The 21,669-nt window shown below is 45.2% G+C and carries 28 protein-coding genes and 1 pseudogene; 8 read left to right on the top strand and 21 right to left on the bottom strand.

What is annotated here, in order from left to right:
• Positions 1 to 186 precede the first annotated feature (186 nt).
• The 5 genes from NQ544_RS00610 to NQ544_RS00590 form a co-directional block, all read right to left on the bottom strand.
• Positions 187 to 321, bottom strand: a complete 135-nt coding sequence (locus NQ544_RS00610) for a hypothetical protein (RefSeq protein ID WP_006849101.1) — start codon at positions 319 to 321, stop codon at positions 187 to 189.
• Between the two features lie 19 nt (positions 322 to 340).
• Complete coding sequence (locus tag NQ544_RS00605) at positions 341 to 1,489, bottom strand: protein NO VEIN domain-containing protein (RefSeq protein WP_006849100.1); 1,149 nt, start codon at positions 1,487 to 1,489, stop codon at positions 341 to 343.
• Positions 1,490 to 1,603: 114 nt separating this feature from the next.
• Positions 1,604 to 1,792, bottom strand: coding sequence for a hypothetical protein (locus tag NQ544_RS00600; protein WP_006849099.1), 189 nt, complete (start codon positions 1,790 to 1,792; stop codon positions 1,604 to 1,606).
• Between the two features lie 182 nt (positions 1,793 to 1,974).
• A complete protein-coding gene (locus tag NQ544_RS00595) occupies positions 1,975 to 2,202 on the bottom strand; it encodes a hypothetical protein (protein ID WP_006849098.1) in 228 nt (75 codons plus the stop codon).
• Positions 2,203 to 2,366: 164 nt separating this feature from the next.
• The gene (locus NQ544_RS00590) at positions 2,367 to 2,789 is read right to left on the bottom strand and encodes a hypothetical protein (protein ID WP_040553704.1); all 423 of its coding nucleotides are present in this window, start codon (positions 2,787 to 2,789) and stop codon (positions 2,367 to 2,369) included.
• 107 nt (positions 2,790 to 2,896) lie between these two features.
• Between NQ544_RS00590 and NQ544_RS00585 the strand changes: the two genes are divergently transcribed.
• Positions 2,897 to 3,076 (top strand): hypothetical protein, encoded by a 180-nt coding sequence (locus NQ544_RS00585; protein ID WP_006849096.1) that lies wholly within the window; start codon positions 2,897 to 2,899, stop codon positions 3,074 to 3,076.
• Here NQ544_RS00585 and NQ544_RS00580 read toward each other — a convergent pair.
• From NQ544_RS00580 to NQ544_RS00545, 8 genes and pseudogenes are all read right to left on the bottom strand, one after another.
• Positions 3,073 to 3,408: a hypothetical protein gene (locus tag NQ544_RS00580; protein ID WP_151202086.1), complete on the bottom strand. Its 336-nt coding sequence runs from the start codon at positions 3,406 to 3,408 to the stop codon at positions 3,073 to 3,075. The genes NQ544_RS00585 and NQ544_RS00580 overlap by 4 nt on opposite strands.
• An 82-nt stretch (positions 3,409 to 3,490) precedes the next feature.
• Positions 3,491 to 3,859, bottom strand: a complete 369-nt coding sequence (locus NQ544_RS00575; RefSeq protein ID WP_147350948.1) for a hypothetical protein — start codon at positions 3,857 to 3,859, stop codon at positions 3,491 to 3,493.
• Between the two features lie 141 nt (positions 3,860 to 4,000).
• Positions 4,001 to 4,144 (bottom strand): hypothetical protein, encoded by a 144-nt coding sequence (locus NQ544_RS00570; RefSeq protein WP_006849093.1) that lies wholly within the window; start codon positions 4,142 to 4,144, stop codon positions 4,001 to 4,003.
• Between the two features lie 156 nt (positions 4,145 to 4,300).
• On the bottom strand, positions 4,301 to 4,645 hold the full coding sequence (locus NQ544_RS00565) for an Rpn/YhgA-type helix-turn-helix domain-containing protein (RefSeq protein WP_006849092.1): 345 nt from the start codon (positions 4,643 to 4,645) through the stop codon (positions 4,301 to 4,303).
• A gap of 38 nt (positions 4,646 to 4,683) precedes the next feature.
• Positions 4,684 to 5,607, bottom strand: a complete 924-nt coding sequence (locus NQ544_RS00560; RefSeq protein ID WP_153134064.1) for an Rpn family recombination-promoting nuclease/putative transposase — start codon at positions 5,605 to 5,607, stop codon at positions 4,684 to 4,686.
• Positions 5,608 to 6,317: 710 nt separating this feature from the next.
• Positions 6,318 to 6,608, bottom strand: a pseudogene (locus tag NQ544_RS00555) (Abi family protein); the annotation flags it as partial.
• A gap of 228 nt (positions 6,609 to 6,836) precedes the next feature.
• Positions 6,837 to 6,995, bottom strand: coding sequence for an Rpn family recombination-promoting nuclease/putative transposase (locus tag NQ544_RS00550; protein WP_235305712.1), 159 nt, complete (start codon positions 6,993 to 6,995; stop codon positions 6,837 to 6,839).
• A 46-nt stretch (positions 6,996 to 7,041) separates the two neighbouring features.
• Positions 7,042 to 7,398 carry an Rpn/YhgA-type helix-turn-helix domain-containing protein gene (locus NQ544_RS00545; RefSeq protein WP_006849088.1) on the bottom strand — a complete coding sequence of 119 codons (357 nt, stop codon included), beginning with the start codon at positions 7,396 to 7,398 and terminating at the stop codon, positions 7,042 to 7,044.
• A gap of 646 nt (positions 7,399 to 8,044) precedes the next feature.
• On the opposite strand from NQ544_RS00545, the gene NQ544_RS00540 reads away from it, so the two are divergent.
• Positions 8,045 to 8,608, top strand: a complete 564-nt coding sequence (locus tag NQ544_RS00540; protein ID WP_006847843.1) for an HU family DNA-binding protein — start codon at positions 8,045 to 8,047, stop codon at positions 8,606 to 8,608.
• 163 nt (positions 8,609 to 8,771) lie between these two features.
• On the top strand, positions 8,772 to 8,867 hold the full coding sequence (locus NQ544_RS00535; RefSeq protein WP_153083965.1) for a smalltalk protein: 96 nt from the start codon (positions 8,772 to 8,774) through the stop codon (positions 8,865 to 8,867).
• Positions 8,868 to 9,049: 182 nt separating this feature from the next.
• On the opposite strand, the gene NQ544_RS00530 is transcribed toward NQ544_RS00535, so the two are convergent.
• On the bottom strand, positions 9,050 to 9,652 hold the full coding sequence (locus NQ544_RS00530; protein WP_006847844.1) for a LysO family transporter: 603 nt from the start codon (positions 9,650 to 9,652) through the stop codon (positions 9,050 to 9,052).
• On the bottom strand, positions 9,649 to 9,960 hold the full coding sequence (locus NQ544_RS00525; protein WP_006847845.1) for a LysO family transporter: 312 nt from the start codon (positions 9,958 to 9,960) through the stop codon (positions 9,649 to 9,651). The genes NQ544_RS00530 and NQ544_RS00525 overlap by 4 nt, the downstream gene beginning before the upstream one ends.
• A gap of 312 nt (positions 9,961 to 10,272) precedes the next feature.
• Between NQ544_RS00525 and porX the strand changes: the two genes are divergently transcribed.
• Together porX and tsaE are read left to right on the top strand one after the other, a co-directional pair.
• A complete protein-coding gene (gene porX / locus NQ544_RS00520) occupies positions 10,273 to 11,829 on the top strand; it encodes a T9SS response regulator signal transducer PorX (RefSeq protein WP_006847847.1) in 1,557 nt (518 codons plus the stop codon).
• Positions 11,830 to 11,983: 154 nt separating this feature from the next.
• On the top strand, positions 11,984 to 12,394 hold the full coding sequence (tsaE, locus tag NQ544_RS00515; protein WP_006847848.1) for a tRNA (adenosine(37)-N6)-threonylcarbamoyltransferase complex ATPase subunit type 1 TsaE: 411 nt from the start codon (positions 11,984 to 11,986) through the stop codon (positions 12,392 to 12,394).
• Positions 12,395 to 12,482: 88 nt separating this feature from the next.
• Here tsaE and trxA read toward each other — a convergent pair whose 3' ends face one another.
• A complete protein-coding gene (trxA, locus tag NQ544_RS00510) occupies positions 12,483 to 12,797 on the bottom strand; it encodes a thioredoxin (RefSeq protein ID WP_006847849.1) in 315 nt (104 codons plus the stop codon).
• 35 nt (positions 12,798 to 12,832) lie between these two features.
• Positions 12,833 to 16,543 (bottom strand): DNA polymerase III subunit alpha, encoded by a 3,711-nt coding sequence (gene dnaE / locus NQ544_RS00505; RefSeq protein WP_006847850.1) that lies wholly within the window; start codon positions 16,541 to 16,543, stop codon positions 12,833 to 12,835.
• A gap of 165 nt (positions 16,544 to 16,708) precedes the next feature.
• Here dnaE and NQ544_RS00500 point away from each other — a divergent pair, with 165 nt between their 5' ends.
• Positions 16,709 to 17,401 carry a phosphatidylserine decarboxylase family protein gene (locus tag NQ544_RS00500; RefSeq protein ID WP_006847852.1) on the top strand — a complete coding sequence of 231 codons (693 nt, stop codon included), beginning with the start codon at positions 16,709 to 16,711 and terminating at the stop codon, positions 17,399 to 17,401.
• Positions 17,402 to 17,472: 71 nt separating this feature from the next.
• The gene (locus NQ544_RS00495; RefSeq protein WP_040553151.1) at positions 17,473 to 18,204 is read left to right on the top strand and encodes a CDP-alcohol phosphatidyltransferase family protein; all 732 of its coding nucleotides are present in this window, start codon (positions 17,473 to 17,475) and stop codon (positions 18,202 to 18,204) included.
• Positions 18,205 to 18,313: 109 nt separating this feature from the next.
• Here NQ544_RS00495 and pyrH read toward each other — a convergent pair whose 3' ends face one another.
• The 3 genes from pyrH to NQ544_RS00480 all read right to left on the bottom strand — a co-directional run bounded on the left by pyrH (position 18,314) and on the right by NQ544_RS00480 (position 20,254).
• Complete coding sequence (gene pyrH / locus NQ544_RS00490; RefSeq protein WP_006847854.1) at positions 18,314 to 19,024, bottom strand: UMP kinase; 711 nt, start codon at positions 19,022 to 19,024, stop codon at positions 18,314 to 18,316.
• 77 nt (positions 19,025 to 19,101) lie between these two features.
• Positions 19,102 to 19,842, bottom strand: a complete 741-nt coding sequence (locus NQ544_RS00485; RefSeq protein ID WP_006847855.1) for a biotin--[acetyl-CoA-carboxylase] ligase — start codon at positions 19,840 to 19,842, stop codon at positions 19,102 to 19,104.
• Between the two features lie 34 nt (positions 19,843 to 19,876).
• Positions 19,877 to 20,254, bottom strand: coding sequence for a YraN family protein (locus NQ544_RS00480; RefSeq protein ID WP_006847856.1), 378 nt, complete (start codon positions 20,252 to 20,254; stop codon positions 19,877 to 19,879).
• 103 nt (positions 20,255 to 20,357) lie between these two features.
• On the opposite strand from NQ544_RS00480, the gene NQ544_RS00475 reads away from it, so the two are divergent.
• Entirely contained in the window at positions 20,358 to 20,804 is a 447-nt protein-coding gene (locus tag NQ544_RS00475) for a nucleoside deaminase (protein ID WP_006847857.1), read from the top strand.
• Here the strand turns inward: NQ544_RS00475 and NQ544_RS00470 are convergent, their stop codons facing one another.
• The gene (locus tag NQ544_RS00470; RefSeq protein WP_040553231.1) at positions 20,805 to 21,656 is read right to left on the bottom strand and encodes a Cbp1 family collagen-binding glycoprotein adhesin; all 852 of its coding nucleotides are present in this window, start codon (positions 21,654 to 21,656) and stop codon (positions 20,805 to 20,807) included.
• Between the last annotated feature and the right edge of the window lie 13 nt (positions 21,657 to 21,669).

Here is a 21,669-nt window from a genome sequence, read left to right as displayed (position 1 = left end):
AACAGCAAAGCCGACTCCCCAGCTACCATGAATAGCCGGATATATTTTTCAAAAACATTAATATTTAAACTATATTTTACTATAGAATAACAAGAAAAAAGGGAAAAAAGTGAGCAATTTACGTTACTCGCCTTCTTCCCCTTACTTTTTATGATTTTACGGTAGGTGCATCGCTCTTCACAATCCTTATTTCATTGCAATCTTGATAGAATCCTTACCCACTTTGGCGATAACCAAAGACTCGGAAACGGCATAAGAGGCAGCACCATTGGCTGCAACCGTAGAGCCGAGATACTTGCCATCAGCAGCGAAGAACTTCACTACCTCGCATAAGAGATAATTATTCTTTCGTATCTACATTAACTTCCACCAAATACTTAATCGGTTTGATGTTCACTTTACATGGTTCACTAACAAAAGGATTTCCCATATCCCATATACGAGGGTTTTGCGCAACGTCAAATACCATAACTATAGAATAAGCACTACCATATTTTCTAGCATGGTCTAATTCGTTTTGCGTGAGAACAAACGACAAACTGTTGCTTGAAGCCTTGGTTGTCTTTACCTCTATATAATGTTCCCTTCCATTTTGGTCAAAGGAGAGTATATCAAAACCATAATCATCGCTTTCCAACGAGACTCTTCTTATTTGAGAGACCAAATCTTCTGACAGCCCCCATTTTCTGGCTTTTTCGATTTCATTTGCAAGAACTAATTTCTCGCCAATATCTCCTGTTTCCTGTTTTCTCTTCTGTTGGTCACTATAATCAATACCATCTTTAGAGCGGATTCTATCTTTTCTCTCCTTAGCATCAATAGGATCTTCTGGCTTGGAAACCATGTCAAGATGCACTTCTTTGGCAGGAACATCACTATGATTTTCAGATTCACTTATTTTTGAAATAAGTTTGTCTTTTTGGGCTCTGTCATCAACCTTATCACTAGAATATTCTTTATGTCGAGCATTATTCAACATTATTTTTCTAGAGTCATTGGTATCTCTGTAATATTGTATAGCTGCATAAATCAACGTCTTACACATATCTTTTTGTTCTTCTGGTAATGTATAGGCATAATCTATGATGCTGTCAATATTGAATTCAAAAAAATAATCACAGATAAACTGTTGATAGAAGGGGATTTCAGATTTTGCCTTTACACATGCAATAACTCCTTTATCAAATGACTCCGAGAACACACCATCCGGTAATCTTCTATTATCAAATTCGTTTAACAGATAATCATAATTACTATGAATTTTCAGCTTATAAGCTTCAGCTCTTTTCTTATTGAAAAGCTCTTTGCTTAATATATTCAGAACTTTCCATTTATCTTTCGATATATTTTCTTGGGCATAAAGATGCCTAGCTATCTCTTCTGGGCTATAGCCTTTCAGGAAAGACAGCTTCTTGAATCTCTTATACGACAGAATATCTTCGTATGTAACATCCTTATATATACCACTAAAAGACTTTTCTTTACTCATAGTGTTTCTTTTTAGCTAAAACTGATATTTATACAGACATTAATTACCTTAAAACTATTTGAGCAAACTATCGTAACAATGTGAATTTCCTCTAAAATTATCTTTCCTCCATACTTACATGCAAGAGCCATCAGCTGTTACATGAATATTTATTTTGCGATCAGCATTATAATGATCTGCACCATCAGCCTTAGTTAGATTCTTATGCACAAACCAACTAGGTGTATAATCATCATCACCGCTACTACAAGAAACAACGGATGCTCCAGCGAGTATCATTATTGCAAAACATAACTTCTTCATAATCTCATTATTTTAATATATAAAAATAAAGTCAATAATAATTCTATGTATAATTTTTCATTCATGACACTCAAAACTATTATTCTTCCTTTGCAAGGACAATTTGAGCACATTGATGTTGTCCTAATAAATACACATATAATAACCTTCTATCAGTAATGTGACAAACGACTATAATATTACTAATCTTTTATTCCACACACGTGTTTTACTATGTATGCAAAACCAATGAGTGCAACAGATGACACGAAAGAGGCAATACCAATGAGTACTCTTTCCATTGCAGCCCCGACCCTGAAGTCAGAACCAAATAAAGCTGTATACAGATTGCCTAGTACAATCAGTATTGATATGACTGTGGCAATATGCCCAGCTATCATAAGAATCTTTACTACTAATTTATCACTCATATCGTTCTCGCTTAACCGTGTTGCGTAGGGCTTTTATTATTACTATAGGAGCCGAAGTTCCCAGTTTTGGCTAATCGGAGCCATTTTAAAAATCCCCTCCTACCCTCACGGGCAAGAGAGGACAATCATTTAAACAAATCTAGCTATGAAAAACTAGAAATATATCATTTTCTGCCTTTAATGACCTCAAATACACGATGTTCTCCGTCGGCAGATAGTCTATTACCTTCCTCATCGCATATGTGGCCATCTTCGTTGACCCATAGCTTCTGGTTGAACATCTCTTCGCACATTCCCAGGATTTTAAGATATTCCTGTGCCTCGAAGATGACGTTCTTGCCATCACGCTCTGCCATCTTGAAGTTCTCGATAAGATCTGGATTCAGGTCAGGTGCAGTGATATCGTACTCATCCATTTCATCGTGATAGTGGATGTTGAGAATCTCCAACTCTTCCACCATTGCGGAGTTCGTACCAATCTCGCCAGTCAGAGCCTTCATGACGGTCTCTTTTTCAAGTTTTTCGTACTTCTTCCGACACTCATTGATGAGTTTATTCAACTCTTCTGCTGTATAATCTTCTACCATATTCGTTATATTTTTAATTGGTTGATAATAGACAATAAGTTCTTCCCATGTCATACCTTTAAGAAGTTCCTTATAAGCTACTGCATCTTCCCGACTTATATGATTTTATGCTAGATGCACGCTCTGCACAATCATTATTTCATCGCAATCTTGATAGAATTCTTACCCACTTTGGCGATAACCAAAGACTCAGATACAGCATAAGAGGCTGCACCGTTGGCTGCAACCGTAGAGCCGAGATACTTGCCGTCAGCAGCGAGGTTACTCCTTGCACATTACAGGATTAATTAAAGTATCCATCATCCCCAAGAGTTTTCTTCTGCTTTTGTTGCGTGGTAGCTTTCTTCGTATGGATACCATTCATTATCTCAGAATAATCTGAGACAATCTTCTTCATGAGATAGTGAACGACAGGAACAGCCTTGGAAATGCCGGGGTCATGTATTACCGAGAATGCAGACACGACATTCCATCCTCTTTTCTCCATATACATGAGTACATCAATAGAGGAATTGAATTTAATCTTCTTACCATTCTCGTCTACCAACTCATCAGCCCCTTTATTCCCGAAGTCTACGGATATAACCGAAGCCCCCAGTCCTGCCGGATTAAACTGCATTATTTCACAATATACTGTATGCTGTGCCCAAATACTCATACTGGACAAAGCTAGAACTAAGAATAAAAATATTTTTTTCATATCAATTATTTATAATGTTCTTACTTGCGAGAGCGAGCAGGGTTGCAATCTGTTTCTGCTGTGCTTCAATCAGTTTCTGTTGAAACTCATTCTGCTTGCGCAAAACCTCAGTCTCTCGCTGCAAGGCCAAATCTACAGATGACTGACCTGCCATATTATTCGAGCCGTTAACATTCGAATCCATCACGTCCCCTTCCATTTCTGTCGACAGAGAGGATGCGTAGCTATCAATGACAGCCCTAATTTGCGCTACAAAGTCCGTCTTCAGACTTTTAGCCTTCAACCTACCATTCAGGTTCTGAGGACTGATTCCAAGACCTTCTGCAATTGTTGCAAGAGGAATTCCACTTTGCTTTAGATATATTTTCATCTCTTCTCCTGTCATAAATACTTCTTTTTATTAGAGCAAAGGTACATCATTATTTCGAAACATGCAAGAAAATCGGGGAAAAGTTTTAGAAAAAGTTATCAGAAAGTATTAGGGGAGGCTGGTATCATATATTGGCTCGCATCAGAACTGAAATTCAAAGTCACACTTCTCTACGTTGCGCAACTTCTCCAGTTGCTCAGCTTTATGAGCCTTCAGTCTCTTCACCCATTCTGCCATCTTGGGAGAAGAGCTCTGTATAATTATTGTTTCATTTACATGCACCATAAGCCTATAGATTAAAATTCGAATATTTTTAAAGCTTTTGCCCTTACAGGGCGTTGGTTCATATTTCCTTAATACCCAGGGTGTTGCCCTGGGCTAGGAGCTTCTGCCCCTTCAGGGCGTGTGGGGCAAGCCGAAAGGGTGCAGCCGAGATATACACTACGCCAGAAGCGGCTTCAATTCTTCTTCTGTCAATCCGGTAGCCTGCATGATTTGCGACCAAGACATACCCATTGACAACAAGTTACGGGCTATTGTCAAACCTTTAGATAATTCACCTTCTGCACGAGCTTCTGCTCTACCTTTAGCTATTCCCTTTTCCTCGCCTTCAACATAAGAGCCATAAAGGCCGGAGTAGTAATCATCAACAGCCTTAATACTTTCATCGTATTTTTCCCGCTCCTCACTACTCAAGAAACGAACATCTGGCAATTTTGCAAGATGATCGAGCATCTTCTTTTGTTCCGCTAAAGGCAAATTCTTAAATACTTCATCCATTTCCATATACTTCAATACAGAAATCAATTTTTCAATGCCAGTTCTTATTTCCTCATTTTCTGAATTTCCTCCAGCGGAAGCTCGGTGGCCGTTGATACTTGCGCTTCAGAAAGACCCATTGACAAAAGGCGGTAAGCTGTGTCTAACTTTTCTTTAGCCATCCCTTTAGCCATTCCTTTAGCCATCCCTTTAGCCATTCCTTCTGCTCTACCTTTAGCCATTCCCTTTTCCTCTCCTTCAACATAAGAGCCATAAAGGCCGGAGTAGTAATCATCGGCGGCCTTAATACTTTCATCGTATTTTTCCTGCTCCTCACTACTCAAGCAACGAACATCCGCCAATTTAGCAAGATGATCGAATATCTTCTTCTGTGCCGTAAAAGGCAATCTTTCCAATACTTCCATATACTTCAAAACATAAATCCATTTTTCAAAACCTGTCTCGCATTCTTCCTCACTCTTATCAAAGAAAGGAAGAGAAAGATAGATGAAACGAAGCTTGTCAGAAAACATCGAGTCACTAGACTTCTCCCTCAAAGCAACGTCTGTCCTAAACTTTGTCACCTCATGCTCCCTTGGCATAAAATTCATGATGCAAACCACATAAACCGGTACAAACTGGTATAAAATAGCTGTGCGGACACCAGCTTCATCAAATTTCTTGCGTTGGGCAACAAAAGCCTTACTAGCATAATAGATGGAACGGTTCACAAAGAAAGGTACCCATCTGTTCTGCATCTCAACGATGAAATGCTTGTCATCGTCGGTAACACAATAGATATCAAAGATGCAGCCACGGAGATCATTAGTATCTCCAAGCTGTTCCTTATCCTTGAATGTTACGTCCTTGATTTGAAACTCACCTTCAAACAAGTCGTTCAAAAAATTAATCAGCAAGTCCTTGCTGAACTCTTGACCGAAGAGACGCTTGAAGCCCCAGTCGGTAAAGGGGTTGATGTATCTACCCATAAATTATCAGTTTAGATTCTGTAAATCTGCCGCAAAGATAAACTTTTATTTCGAAACACGCAAGAAAATCGGGGAAAAGTTTTAGAAAAAGTTACTGGCAAAGGGAGAATGTTTATTAGTGCGCGAAAAATATAAGAAAGATGAAATGGTTTCCGGTTATTCGGATTCTTTTGTATCTTCGCAAAATAGAATCAAAAGAAAAGAAGTATGAAGAAAGTATCAAATGACATGAGATGGTTCGTTGACCGAAATTCCGTTATACAATGTTAAATAGCATATTTAGAATGCATATTCTTTAAAAAAAAGTTGGCATTTTGGAATGAAATTAGTAATTTTGCAGCAACAGTTCCTGCCACGCCTCTTCTTGAAAGCGTACCACGGCAGGACTTCGTGTTTTATATTATACTGAAGTAATATGCAGTACACAAAACAAGCAATGGATTTTTATTGTCAACTTGACATTCTGAAAGAACGCGGGCTGACAATCGAAGATGAAGAAGATGCTATAAAATTTCTTCATTCTGTAAGCTATTTTCGTTTTGCGAACTACCTACAACCGATGGAACTGAATACAGAATCACATAGATTTGCACAAAATAGCAGTTTCACTTGAAATTACCTCCATAATGGTTCCATTCGCCATCCCTGCGGAAAGCCGAGAGCTTTTAAGTCAATTTCGGGAAACAGAATGAACAACCATGTTATTTTGGGATAGCAATTTCAATCTTTTCTATCTCATTGAACATGAGTAGTCTCAGTTTCTTATCAAAACGATAAAGCATCATCACTTTCTTGAAGGATGAACCTTCCTTGTATAAATGTGCAGTCTTGGGCATCTTCAACAAAGGATACATATAAGCAGACAATCTGTAATAACCAATATTGTCAAGGTACTGTATGGCTTTGTTCCTATCATAAATCTGTAAACCTCGTGATTCAAGCAAATTAACGAGATTTTCTGAAGATTCAAATCGTTTTGTAAAAGGTATAAGATTTGCCATATTCAAATGTGTATAAATAAAAAACGCCTCGCACGATTTGAGCATTGTTAAGAGGCTTGGCGAGGACTGACGCTGCAAAGATACGAATAATCTTTGATAAAACAAACTTTTCAGCAAGAAAAATCACGCAAAAGTGAATATATAACTATTGTTTCATTTACATGTACCATAAGCCTATAGATTAAAATTCGAATATTTTTAAAGCTTTTGCCCTTACAGGGCGTTAGTTTATATTTCATTAATACCCAGGGTGTTGCCCTGGGCTAGGAGCTTCTGCCCCTTCAGGGCGTGTGGGGCTAGCCGAAAGGGTGCAGCCGCAAAGAAAGGTACCCATCTGTTCTGCATCTCAACGATGAAATGTTTATCATCGTCGGTAACACAATAGATGTCAAAGATGCAGCCTCGGAGATCATTCGTTTCTCCAGGCAGTTCCTTATCCTTTCAGCTGCTGTAACTGACTCTCCGACAATCCTGTTATTTCCATCACCGTGGCAGCATCCATACCATTCGCCAGCATCTTTCTGGCAATCTCAAGGCTTCGCTTGTTCATGCCCTTCTCCATGCCTTCAGCCAAGCCTTTTACCAAGCCCATTTCCATGCCTTCAGCCAAGCCCTTTTCCATGCCTTCAGCCAAGCCCTTTTCCATGCCTTCAGCCAGGCCCTTCTCCCAGCCTTCAGCCAGGCCCTCTTCTTTACCTTCTCGCTTGGCGGTATCAATTGAATTCTTGATATCACGATATGCCATCTTGCTGGCTTCAAAACTGATATATCTTTCTTCTACCTGCTTCATAATCCCAATGTTATTAATATTTCTATTGCATCAGCAAAGTTACGATTTTATTTTCATATCTGCAAGAGTTTTCTGATAAAAATTGAGAAAATGTTTATAAGTGCGCGAAAAATATAAGAACAATCCTTTCTGCAATTGCCTTGTTCCGTATTCAGTATTCAGTTATTCAGTTTTTTTTTAAACCCTTACATAGATAAAGGGTTTGAAAACCCAGAAGAAAGGGATTGGTTATTTTGTAATGTATTTTTTATTATTATATTATATTATATATATATTTATATATATAGATATATAGATAGTATATAAACTTTACTTTTTAAGGGGGTAAAAAGTAAACCCTTAAAAAAAACTGAATAACTGAATACTGAATAAGGTGCTGTGTTTTCTTCTCTTTAACTCTATGGTTTCTCTTCTGAAAAAGTATGAGTTGCGGGGCGCAAAACGGCGAGTTAGATTGTTTAACAGGTTTCGGATTGAAAGCGTGCTGAAAATCGCGCCTTATCACACGCTGAAATTTGGTGGTATCGGGAAATTGGCGTATCTTTGCACTGTCGTTCAAGAAAGGCTTGTGCACCCCGCCAAGTCAACATTCAACATTCAACATTCAACACTATTAATTTAACATTCAACATTAAAACTAAAGATTATGGAAGTAAAAGGAACATTGAAATATCGTAAAGTACAGCGCACACCTCAGACTGGTGAAAACGCAGGTAAGAAGAAGTGGTATGCTACTTCGGTAACCGACCGCGAAGTGGACTTCGAGGGATTCGTATCGCATATCTCCGACCACGGCTCGCCATACTCTCGTGGTACCATCCACGGTGTGCTGATGGATGCACTCGACCATCTGCAGGAGCTGATTCTCGACGGCAAGAGCGTGCGTCTCTCTGACCTCGGATTGTTCTCCATCGGTATGAGCTCCAAGGCGGAGGATACCAAGGAGAAGGTGACGGCTGCCAGCGTGGAGGGCGTGCACCTGATTGTGAGAAACACGAAGAGCTGGAGCAATGCCGAGCTGCGCAAGAAGTGCAAGATTCAGGAGTACGGCGGCTATATCGGCACCGACGAGGAGGGCACCACAGGCGGTGGTGACACAACTCAGGGCGGTGGCTCTGACACCAGCCAGGGCGGCTCAGGTACTACCGGTGGCGGAACCCAAGAAGGCGGCGGAGGCGGCTCTCAGGATAGCGGCGACGGGCTTGAATAAAGCCCTCGCCTGAGGGCAAAACCCGCAGGAGTGCCTAACGGGGGTGCGTCTCTCCCTAACGCCTGACGGAAGCCAGCGCATCCCCCCACCAAGTTAACATTCAACATTCAAAAAGTCAACACTCAACACTCAACATTCAACATTAAACATTAAAATAAAGATTATGAAAGCAAATACTTGGAAAACGATTTTGCAGATTGCAATCTCCGTCCTTACAGCCATCGCTACTACGCTCGGAGTTACCAGCTGCACTCTTTAAAGGTAAAAAAGTAAAAAGGTAAAAAAGCCTAGCGGGATGTTAAGCCAGCAAGGCTGCTCTTTAAAGGTAAAAAGGTAAAAAAAAGATGTTTTTTAAATTTTGATTCGACATAGCAAAGCCCTCGGTGCATAACGCATCGGGGGCTTTTTTATTTAGGTCTTAAGAACTGCTTTTAGCTATTTCTACAAAGAACAGAAGAAAGTAACCAGGAAGGGTACAGAAAAGTCGACACAGAAGCCATGGAAGATGGAAACGATGATGAAACTCTCGCCCGAATATCGGGTGATGATAGGCAACGTTGTATCCATGGTCGTGGCTCCACCTACACTGATAGGTGCCAGTTTGCCGAAGTATTTTGCCAGCAGCGGAGCACACAGCAGGGTGAGAATCTCGCGGAAGATGTTGGCAAGAAGGGCGATAGTTCCCAGTTCGGCGCCCCTGTATTCGGTGATGAAGATACTAGAAAGTGAGTAATATCCGAATCCTGAACCTATAGCCAGACAATCGGTAAGCTGGCGGTGGCTCAAGATGAGAGATACGGCGGCACAACCTGCCAGCGTACCCAGAATGGTCATCACAGGGAGCATCATCAGACGGGGATTCACCTTCTTGAAACTCTTCAGCACTGAGGTATCGCAACCGATGCTGATACCTACGCAGAACATCAGGCAGCAGAGTGCACAATAGCTCACGTCGCTGTCCAGAAGACCTGCCGGAATCACATCACACAAGCCTACGATGATACCCAGAACAAAGAAGCTTACGATAATCAAACTGCCTTTCATGCCTTGCCTCCTTTCCCGGTTTCAGCGTGAGCCGACGATTTAGCCTGCTTTGCTGTAACATACTTCCACAATGCCCAAGCAAAGAGTGCACTACCCAGACTGCCTCCCAAGGTCAGGGCTATCGCCTCAAGTCCCAGGGTCTGAAGACCGCTGATGATACGAGGGTTAGAACCTACCTCGATACCGAGCAGGAACAGGAGTACCCATATCAGCACCGTGATGATACGGCCGATAAAACTCATTTTCTTGTTGCGGAGCAGATAGCCGGTACCTATTCCGCATAACATAATCATTACTATCTTGAGCATTGTTTCTTGTTTTTCTTCTTTATATTGTTCGTTTTTATGAATTACCTTACCATAAAAAACGGATTCCCGGTCGTATTATTGCTAAATAGACAAATTTTTCAAGTAATTGCGTCTGATCATAATGCTTATGTTTAGTTATACAAATAAGTTTCAAATAACCTATGTCTTTAGGTTTTGTCACAAGGTAATACAAACGTTTTCATAAAAAGTACCAAAGAATCTTTATCATTAACTCTCTTTAACACGAAGTCGTGTTCCTCATTCCATTTTTCTTTGTACTTTAGCACCCCGAAAAGAAAAAGGATATAAAATATGAGCAACGGATTATTACTTTGGATAGACGACGAGATAGAACTTCTCAAGGCACACATCATCTTTCTGGAAAAGAAAGGATACGAGGTGCAGACGGTAAGCAACGGCCCTGATGCCATTGAACTTTGCCGCCAGCAGACCTTCGACCTCATCCTGCTCGATGAGATGATGCCGGGACTCAGCGGACTGGAAACCCTGCTACGCATCAAGGACATCCAGCCTGCTACACCGGTAGTGATGTGCACCAAGAGCGAAGAAGAAAACATCATGGACCAGGCAATCGGTTCAAAGATAGCCGACTATCTGATCAAACCCGTAAACCCGAACCAGATTCTGCTCTCGCTCAAGAAGAACATCCACCGCAAAGACATCGTGGCGGAGGTGACGCAGAGCGGATACCAGCAAGACTACCAGCAGATAGCCATGCAGATGATGGAATGCAGAACGGCGGAAGACTGGATGGAGATTTACAGGCGACTGGTAAGCTGGGAACTGAAGCTGAGCGATACGGCAAGTCCGATGGCAGAGATGCTGGGCATGCAGAAGGAAGAGGCTAACCAGGGTTTCGCCAAATACATAGCCAAGAACTATCTCGACTGGGTGAGTCCCGACAACAGAGACCGCCATCTGATGAGTCCCGACATCTTCAAGCGCAAGATATTCCCGCTGCTCGATGAGGGCAAGAAGGTGTTCATGATTGTGATAGATAACTTCCGCTATGACCAGTGGCGCATGCTGGCTGAAGACATCGGCGACCTGTTCGACATCGACGAGCAGCTCTACATGAGCATCCTTCCTACCGCCACGCAATATGCGCGCAACGCCATCTTCAGCGGCCTGATGCCGAACAAGATAGCCGAAATGTTCCCTGACCTCTGGGTAGATGAGGACGAGGAGGAAGGCAAGAACCTCAACGAGGCGCCGCTGATACAGACCCAGATAGAGCGATTCAGAAAGCACTATACCTTCAGTTATCACAAGGTGAACGATTCGCAGGGTGCCGACCGCTTCCTGGAGCATTACAACGAGTGCCGCAACTACGATTTGAACGTGCTGGTGATTAACTTCATCGACATGCTCTCTCACGCGCGTACCGAATCTAAGATGGTGCGCGAGCTTGCCAACAACGAGAGTGCCTACCGCAGCATCACGCAGAGCTGGCTCCGCCATTCGGTTCTCTCCGAGCTCTTCAAGCTCCTTTCGCAGAGCGATTACCAGGTAGTGCTCACCACCGACCACGGCAGCATCAGGGCATCGAAACCAATCAAGATTGTAGGCGACCGCAATACGAACACCAACCTGCGTTACAAACTGGGCAAGAATCTGGCTTACCAGAGCAAGGAAGTTTTCACCATCAAGGAGCCTCAGCGTGCCCAGTTGCCGGCACCTAACCTGAGTACCTCGTATGTATTTGCCACGGGCGACAGTTTCTTCGCCTATCCGAATAATTACAACTATTATGTGCAATACTACAAGGATACCTTCCAGCACGGCGGCATCTCGATGGAGGAAATGCTCATACCGCTCATCACGCTGACACCGAGAAAAAGGAGTTAAAGGAATTAAAGGAGTTAAAGGAGTTAAAGGAGTTAAAGGAGTTAAGACAATAGTCTTCAGGCGTTGTTCTTAGGCAACAAGACATACGTCTTAACTCCTTTAACTTCTTAACTCCTTAACTCCTAGCTAGAATAAATTAATTCAAAGTAAATATATGAAGATAAAAATTGACTCATTAGACACGATCCATGAAGCAGCCAAGGAATTTCTGCAGAACATGGGCGACGGCAAGGTCTTTGCCTTCTATGGCAAGATGGGAGCCGGAAAGACAACATTTGTAAAAGCCATTTGCGAAGAACTGGGCGTAGAAGATGTCATCACATCTCCTACCTTCGCCCTCGTAAACGAATATACAGCGGGCGACGGCTCACCTGTCTACCACTTCGATTTCTACCGCATCAAGAAACTCGATGAGGTATACGATATGGGCTACGAAGATTATTTCTACAGCGGCAACCTCTGTTTCCTGGAGTGGCCGGAACTGATAGAAGACCTGCTGCCGGAAGACTGCACCAAAGTGACTATCACCGCCGAAGAAGACGGAACCAGAAGCGTAGAATGGTAAGTCTCCGACAGCCCCGAACAAAAAAAGCATCTGGCTGAGAATATGTTTTCTCAAGCCAGATGCTTTTATCATTTCCTATCCAGGCTGATTACAGGAGAGCCTGGAACTTCTCGGTGAGGGTTGCCTTAGAGGTTGCGCCAACAAACTTGTCTACCAGCTGGCCCCCCTTGAAGAAGAGGATGGTAGGGATATTACGGACACCAAACTCCATAGCGATGTCGTCGTTCTCCTCTACATCACACTTGCCTACTACCAACTTGCCGTCAAACTCCTCAGCAAGTTCTGATACGATAGGAGCAATCTGGCGGCAAGGACCGCACCATGTTGCCCACAAATCTACTACCAATGGCAGTTCGCCATTCTTGTAGCTCTCGAAATTCTCGGTTGTAATTGTTACTTCCATTTTTCTAAACTTTTAAATATTAAACAAAATTATCTCTAATTGATCTGATAGCTCATCTTAGGATGCTGCTCGATATACTGGATGAGGGCATGGCCCACACCCACCGTATGCTCACGGGCACGCATCAGCAAATAGGTATTGCTGTCTACATCATGTATCTGGAAAAAGAGCTGCGCCTTGCCCTCGTCATTCTCCAGAATGGTCTGCAGGTCGCTAACCATCGTTTCATCTATCGCATCGCTCTCCACATTGATGGTGAAGCGGTCGATGCGGTTCTCCTTGACCGTCTGCAGATACTCCACATTGCCTATCTGGAAATCGAGATAGTTGGCATTGCCGTAACGGGAAACGCACTTGGCGGTGATGTAGATGGTGCTGCCTTCAACCATGATGCCGCGCCACTTGCCCCAGTCCTCGCCAAAGAGAGCCAGCTCGCCTGAGCCCTCAAAGTCTTCGAGCGTAACGAAACCGCACGGCTTGCCCGTCTTGGTAAACTTCGACTTCACACCCGTGATGATGCCGCCCAGCACCACATCCTCCTTCTTTGCCAGCTCCTGCTTGTCGCCCAGTTCAGAGCAATGGGTATTGCAGAGGGAGTTGAGGATAATGCTGTACTCATCGAGCGGATGGGCAGAAAGATAGATGCCCACAAGCTCGCGCTCACGGTTCAGACGTTCGATGGTGCTCCAGCTCTCTGCATCAGGAATAGGCGGCGTAGCTATTTCTATCGCCTCGGTACCGCCAAAGAGTGAGTTGGCAGCCTCGTGCTGTTCCTGCTGGAAGAGCTGACCGTAGCGCACCAGCGTATCGAGGAAGGTTTCGCCCTTGTTGTTCTTGCCGAAGAACTGCTCGCGACGGATGCCGAAGCTGTCGAAACCGCCACTCAGCGCCAAGGTTTCGAAAGCCTTGCGGTTCACGCTGGAGTAATCTACACGCTCGGCAAAATCGAAGATGCTCTTATAAGGTCCGTTCTTCAGTCGCTCTGCCACGATGGCATCGGCTGCCGGAGCACCCATACCCTTGATGGCTGAAAGACCGAAACGTATCTCTCCATGCTCGTTCACACCGAACACGCGGTAACTCTCGTTCACATCCGGTCCCAAGGTCTTGATGCCCATCGACTGGCACTCCTCCATCAGCTTGGTGATTTCGGTAATCTGTGCAAAGCGTCGGGTCATCAGCGCCGCCATGTATTCGGCAGGATAGTGCGCCTTGAGATAGGCAGTCTGGTAGGCTACCCACGAATAACAGGTGGCATGAGACTTGTTGAAGGCGTAGGAAGCAAACTTCTCCCAGTCGCCCCATATCTTCTCCAGCACCTTCGGGTCGTGGCCGTTCTCCTGTCCCTGCTTGATAAACTTAGGCTTCATCGCATCTACGATGGCCTTTTTCTTCTTACCCATCGCCTTACGCAGCGCATCAGACTCGCCTCGGGTGAAGCTCGCCAACTGACGGGAAAGAAGCATCACCTGCTCCTGATAGACCGTGATGCCGTAGGTATCCTTCAGATACTTCTCCATACACGGGATATCGTAGGTAATCGCCTGCTTGCCGTTCTTGCGGGCAATGAAGTCAGGGATGTAATCCATAGGTCCCGGACGGTAGAGGGCGTTCATGGCGATGAGGTCCTCGAACACCGTAGGCTTCAGCTCACGGAGATACTTCTGCATACCCGGCGACTCGAACTGGAAGGTTCCGATGGTCTGACCGCGCTGATAGAGCTGATAGGTCAGCTCGTCATCGATAGGGATGGTATCGAGGTCAACGACATCGCCCGTAGTCTGCTTGATAACCTTGCATGCCTCCTTCATCTCGGAGAGGGTCTTCAAGCCCAGGAAGTCCATCTTAATCAGACCGGTGGTCTCGATGACATGGCCGTCGTACTGCGTTACCGCCGTCTTCAGTCCCGGGAAATCAGGGTCATCGGCAGTAGATACAGGCACCCAGTTGCTGATAGGGTCGCGGCAGATGATGAATCCGCAGGCATGGATACCCGTGCCTCGGATGGTTCCTTCGAGCATCTTGGCATACTTGATGGTATTGCTCTCGCGGGGATCGTTGGAGAACTCTGCCTCGCGCAGCTCTGGGGTATATTTGATGGCATTGGTCAGGTTCATCTTGGCACCGTCAGGCAATCGGTCTGGGATAGCCTTGCAGAGTGCATTCGCCTTATCCAACGGCAACTTCTCTACACGCGCCACATCCTTGATGGAGTTCTTCGTCGCCATGGAACCGTAGGTAATGATATGGGCACAGTTCTCATGACCATACTTATCCATTACCCATCTCAGCACCTTGCCTCGGCCGTCATCATCAAAGTCGGTATCAATATCCGGAAGGTTCACACGGTCTGGGTTCAGGAAACGCTCAAACAGGAGGTCGTACTTCAATGGGTCAATCTTGGTAATGCCCAAGCAGTAAGCCACCACCGAACCTGCCGCAGATCCACGTCCCGGGCCCACCATCACGCCGAGTTCCTCGCGCGCCGCCCTGATGAAGTCTGACACGATGAGGAAGTAGCCCGGGAAACCCATGGTCTTCATCACATGGAGCTCGAAGTTTACATGCTCGTCTACATCCTCGGGCAGCGGGTCGCCATAAAGCTTTTTGGCTCCCTCGTAGGCAAGGTGGCGCAGATATTCTGCCTCAAACTTGATACGGTATATCTTATCGTAACCGCCCAATCGGTCGATTACCTTCTGACCTTCCTCTGGTGGCAGCGGGTTCTTGCCGTTCTCATCAGAGGTAAACTCCTTGTAGAGGTCTTCTTCTGATACCTTCTGCCGCAACTGCTCCTCGGTACCGAAACTCTCCGGAATCGGGAAGAAAGGCATGATAGGACCATGATCGATGCTGTAAATCTCCACCTTATCCAATACTTCGAGGGTATTGGAAAGCGCTTCGGGGATATCCGAGAACACCTCGTTCATCTCCTGGCGGGTCTTGAACCATTCCTGCTTGGAATAGCGCATACGGTTAGGGTCGTCGAGATCCTTGCCGGTAGCGATACAGAGCAGATGGTCGTGAGCCTCGGCAGTCTCCTTATCCTCGAAGTGGCAGTCGTTGGTGCACACCAGTTTGATGTTAAACTCCCTTGCCATCTTGATGAGTTCCTTGTTGGCACGCTGCTGCAACTCGTAAGCCTCTCGGTTGGCAAGCAGACTGGGATCATCGGGCACTTTATGGCGCTGGAGCTCGAGATAGTAATCATCGCCAAAGAGGTTGTGGTACCACTGGCAAGCCTCGCGGGCTCCTTCCAGGTCACCATGCAGAATCTTGGATGGCACCTCGCCTGCAATACATGCCGAACAGACGATGAGGTCTTCGTGATACTTCTCCAGATCGGCACGGTCGGTTCGTGGGCGCATGTAGTAACCATCCACCCACGAATTGCTCACCAGCTTGATGAGGTTCTTGTATCCATTATAATTCTTGGCAAGTACAATGAGGTGATAACCGCTCATATCGCCCTTATCCTTCTCTCGGTCGGCTTTGGTTCGGCGTGCCACATACATCTCGCAGCCTATGATAGGCTTGAAAGGTTCGAGTCCCTCCTTCTTGCGGTCTTTATTAATCTTGCCGCAATAGTCGGTGAGTTCCTTGATGCCGAACATCACACCGTGGTCGGTTACCGCCATACCCTTCATGCCGTCCTTGATGGCCTTATCTACCAGATGCGGTATCTTCGACTGGCCGTCGAGGATGGAGTATTGGGTGTGTACATGCAAATGAACAAAATCTTCCATTATCTGTTTAAAATTCAAATTTTGACAACAAAGTTACGGCGAAATATTGAAAAAGCCAAAAGAAATATGCGAAAATATTGAAAAAGGTAAAAGAAACCCATAAAAAATTTGCAAAAGTGATAAAAATGACGTACCTTTGCACCAATAAAAACTTAATCCTACTATATGGGACAGAAAATAAAGAAATTAAAGAAGATAAGATTGCACCGCGAAGGTACCGATCAGCTGGTAACCGGAGCGATAGCGTTAGTAGCCATTGCGGCTATATTGTGGACAACCTTAGACAACAAGATTCCGTTCTGGGCTTTTGTTGTTGTGTTCGGTACGGTATATGGTATCGTGCTCAACTTCTACCGTTGTCCTATCAGATACCTCAACGTAGAGGATACTTCGAAACTGGTAGTAGCACCTGCCGACGGAAAGATTGTGGTGATAGAAGAGGTGGAGAATGCTCCTTACTTCGGTGACCGCCGCCTGATGATTTCCATCTTCATGAGCCTCTGGAATGTTCATGCCAACTGGTTCCCGGTGGATGGTAAGGTAAAATTCGTGAAGCATGTGGACGGCAACTACCACAAGGCATGGCTGCCTAAGGCTAGCGAGGAAAACGAGCATGCCGACGTGATGATTACCACACCTGAGGGAGTGGATGTACTCTGCCGACAGATTGCCGGTGCAGTGGCACGCCGCATCGTAACCTATGCCAAGGAAGGGGAAGAATGCTTCATCGACGAGCACCTGGGATTCATCAAGCTGGGTTCACGCGTGGATGTCTACCTGCCTGTAGGTTCAGAAGTATGCGTAAAGATGGGACAGTCAACTACTGGCGACCAGACCATCATCGCTAAATTGAAATAACATATTGACAGATAGAGGGCAAGCCGGAACATACTTCCGGCTTTCACTCTATCATAATATAGTGTAAAGAAATGAGTATCAAAAAACATATTCCAAACACGATAACCTGCTGCAACCTGGTTTCGGGCTGCATTGCAACATCGTTTGCCTTCGGCGGGAACCCAAGGATGGCATTGTTATGGATTATCATCGGAGCCGTATTCGACTTCTTTGACGGCATGAGCGCCCGCCTGCTGCACGTTTCATCGCCAATAGGCAAGGAGCTGGATTCGCTGGCAGATGACGTAACCTTCGGTGTGGCTCCTGCCACCATCGTATTCTCACAACTCTTTGTAATGGAATATCCGGGTTTTCTGGAGCCTTTGCGCCCATGGCTGCCTTACGCAGCCTTCATCATCGCAGCCTTCTCGGCATTGCGACTGGCTAAGTTTAATCTTGATGAGCGTCAGACTACCTCTTTCATCGGTGTTCCTACACCAGCCAACGCCCTGTTTTGGGGTTCGCTGATTGTGTTCAATCCAAGCTGGCTCGAAGGATATTCATGGTCGGTATTCATCATTCTGGCTCTGATTCTCATCACCAGCTATCTGCTGGTTTGCGAGATGCCTCTTTTCGCCTTGAAGTTCAAGCAGTGGGGCTTCAAGGGCAATGAGGTGAAATATGGCTTTGCCGCGCTCACCATCATCATCCTCGCTACATCGGTAGCACTTGATGGTCTGATCGGTTTCCTCACCGGCTGGTGGCTTGTCATCGTGGCATACGTCATCATCTCGGCGATTATTTATCTGAAGAAGACGAAATAGAAGAAATTCCCTTTATTGGGATATACAGTTTTAGTAAGATTGTTAATTGAAAAATGCGGCTAGATGTGAATCCAGTCGCATTTGCTTTTTTCTTCCTGTTGAGAGAAGTTTAGTTGTGTACGAGCGTACCAATCTCCTCACCATCCATCACCTTCTTGAGGTTACCTACAACATCCATATTGAACACGTAGATAGGAAGGTTGTTTTCCTTACACATGGTGGTAGCAGTCAAATCCATTACCTTCAAGCCCTTGGTGTAAATCTCATCATAGGTAATGTCCTTGAACTTGGTAGCTGTAGGATCCTTCTCTGGGTCGGCGGTATAGATGCCGTCTACACGGGTACCCTTGAGCATCACGTCAGCCTCGATTTCGATACCACGGAGAGAAGAACCGGTATCGGTAGTGAAGTATGGACTACCTGTACCTGCAGAGAAGATGCAGATATAGCCTGCCTCCATCGCCTCAATCGCCTTCCACTTGGTGTAGAATTCGCCGATAGGCTCCATGCGGATGGCAGTAAGCACCTTGTTCTTAACACCCAAGGCTCCGAGTGCGCTGCTCAATGCCAGGGAATTGATAACGGTAGCACACATACCCATCTGGTCGCCCTTGACACGGTCGAAACCCTTCTGGCTTCCGCTCAAACCGCGGAAGATGTTACCACCACCAATCACAATGCCTATCTGAACGCCCATCTCATGGACCTCCTTTATCTGCTTAGCATAATCACTCAGGCGCTCTGGGTCGATGCCGAAGCTCTGCTTGCCCATCAGACTCTCGCCGCTCAATTTCAAAAGAATTCTTTTAAACTTTGCCATTTTATTTTAATTTACAATTTACAGTTAACAGTTTATAGGGCGTAGCCTCCTATAAACTATTAACTCTTAACTATTAACTATAAACTATTAATCAGGAACTTGATTTCTCCGAACGCATACGAGCGTATCACTCCCTTCTTGTCATGAAGGATGAGATGACCATCGTCCTCCACCTCTACGAAGGCGCCCTCGAACTTACCGTCCTTATCCTCATACCAGTGATAGCCCTTGCGACGGTAGAGAGAAAGATGATAGATGCCCGACACATCCATATAGTCGGCACGACGCAGAAGTTCGTAGTATCTGCAGAAAGCCTCAATCACCTTCTGAAGCACCTCTTCCCTATCCACCTCATGACCCAGAATCTGAGCCAGAGATACAGGGTTGGGCGCATCGCTGTGGAACTCAGTCTGATTGACATCAATACCGATACCGAAGATGCAGCGCTTGATGCCCTTGGAGTCGATGGCAGTCTCTATCAGCGTGCCACTGATTTTCTTGTCATACCAGTACACATCATTCGGCCATTTCAGCGTAATGCCGTCCGTATAGGAATCAAGAGCGTCCTTCACGGCGAGCGCACCAGCCTCGGAAAGTAGGAACTGCTGGCGCAAAGGTACCCACTTAGGACACATCATCATACTGAAGAGGAGGTTCTTGCCCGGCTCACTCTCCCAGGTATGCACGCCCTGTCCCCTGCCTGCTGTCTGATAATCAGCAATGGCAATGGTCAGCGCATCTTCATCGTAAGTATCCAAATTCTTCAGGAAGGTATTCGTGGAATCCACTTCCTTTAATCGTATAATCTTCTTTTCCATGTCTATATAATAATGTATAGCGAATCACAACGGGTTATCCAATCAGCAACGGGTTGAAGGCATCCACAAGATGCTCGATGCGTTTCACCTGATGCCCTACCCCTACCACGGTAACAATATCAAAGCGAAGTTCTTTTTCCACCTTCTGTTCCTTGACATAAGTATTGGCGGCTATTGCCAGATTACGCATCTTCCTGACATCTACGGCTTCCTCGGGCTGCTGGTATTCTTCACCCGAACGGGTCTTGACCTCTACCACAACCAGCGTCTTACCATCCGGCGAAACGGCAAGGATATCCAGATCCCGCTTGCCGGCTTTCCAGTCTCTGTCGATGACGACATAGCCTTCATTCTCGAGATAGAGCGTAGCCTCGTCTTCTCCCCATTTGCCTAATTCATTATGCTCTGCCATAGTCTATTTTCTTTATTTTGCACCAAAAGATGCTTTTACCTTGCAAAAATAACAAAAAAAGTCCACACTTCAAACTTTTTTATGTAATTTTGCACGAAAAACAATGGAAGATATCAAGAAAAAAGACGAAGCATACATGCGCCGTGCCCTGATGGAGGCTCAGGCGGCATTCGATGAAGACGAGATTCCGGTAGGCGCCATCATCGTTTGTAAAGACCGGATCATATCGCGTGCCCACAATCTTACGGAGATGCTGACAGATGTTACGGCTCATGCCGAAATGCAGGCCATCACTTCGGGAGCCAACATGCTGGGAGGAAAATACCTGAAAGACTGTACCCTATACGTTACGGTAGAACCCTGCGTGATGTGCGCCGGAGCGCTGGGATGGGCACAGATCAGCCGCGTGGTATATGGTGCCAGCGACGAGAAAAGGGGGTATACAAAATATGCGCCCGATGCACTGCATCCTAAGACGACAGTGACATCGGGCGTATTGGAAGATGAGTGCCGCGCACTCATGCAGGATTTCTTTCAGAGAAAGAGATAATTACTTAACGAGCACTACAAGATACTTGCTGGTGCTCCAGAAAATCTGTGGATTGGTGATGCGGAGTGTATACTGCTTGTTAGCATCACGTACCAATGCATAAGAGCTGGATGGGTGGGTAGTGAGCAACTTAGCCGACTTTGACATCAACTTGATTTCAGAAATGTTGCGGATATCAACCTTGGTGAAATAACTCTTGTTGAAATTGCCGGTCATTACCTTACCCTTTTCCATGATATGCTGCTCCTTCAACTCCTTCTTGGTACCGAATACGTACCAGGCAGTGTTGAGCTGCTTGTCCTGTGCATTGATTGTCTCTGTCTTCTGGTTGCTTTCAGTAGTAAGACGAGCGGTCTTGGTATTCAGATTGTTGATAGTCTCGTCGAGCGCTGCAATATGAATATCCTTCTTATCCAACTCCTCGCGAAGCGCCTGAAGTTCCTTATCCTTCTGTGCAATCTGCTCCTGAAGGTTTGCGATGGTCTTCTTCAACTGGTCAGCCTGCAAAGAGCTGTTAGCCATCTGCTTCTGCAGTTTAGCCAGGAGTTCGCGGTTCTGCTGCATACGGGTAGCGATGAACTGAACATTCTCCTTGAGCTGCTGTCTCTTGCTGACACCCTCACCGTTCTTCAGGAGAGTTACCCTGTGCTCAGCCTCACTGATCTGGTTCAGACCATCCTGGATTTCATTCAATGTACCCATCATATCGTTAATTTCGCTATCCTTCTGAGCGATGATACTGTTTAGCGAATCATTCTGCTGATTTGCCAAATCCTGGGTGTTGTTCTTGCCGTTGTTGCAACTGGTCAAGCAAAAAGCAGCTAAACATGCCGCAAATAATAGCTTTTTCATAATCATTTTCCTT

It is taken from the genome of Segatella copri DSM 18205 (assembly GCF_025151535.1).
In the GTDB taxonomy this organism is placed as follows: domain Bacteria; phylum Bacteroidota; class Bacteroidia; order Bacteroidales; family Bacteroidaceae; genus Prevotella; species Prevotella copri.
The sequence above is the reverse complement of the archived record's forward strand: the minus strand, read 5'-3'. Positions and strand labels throughout refer to the sequence as shown.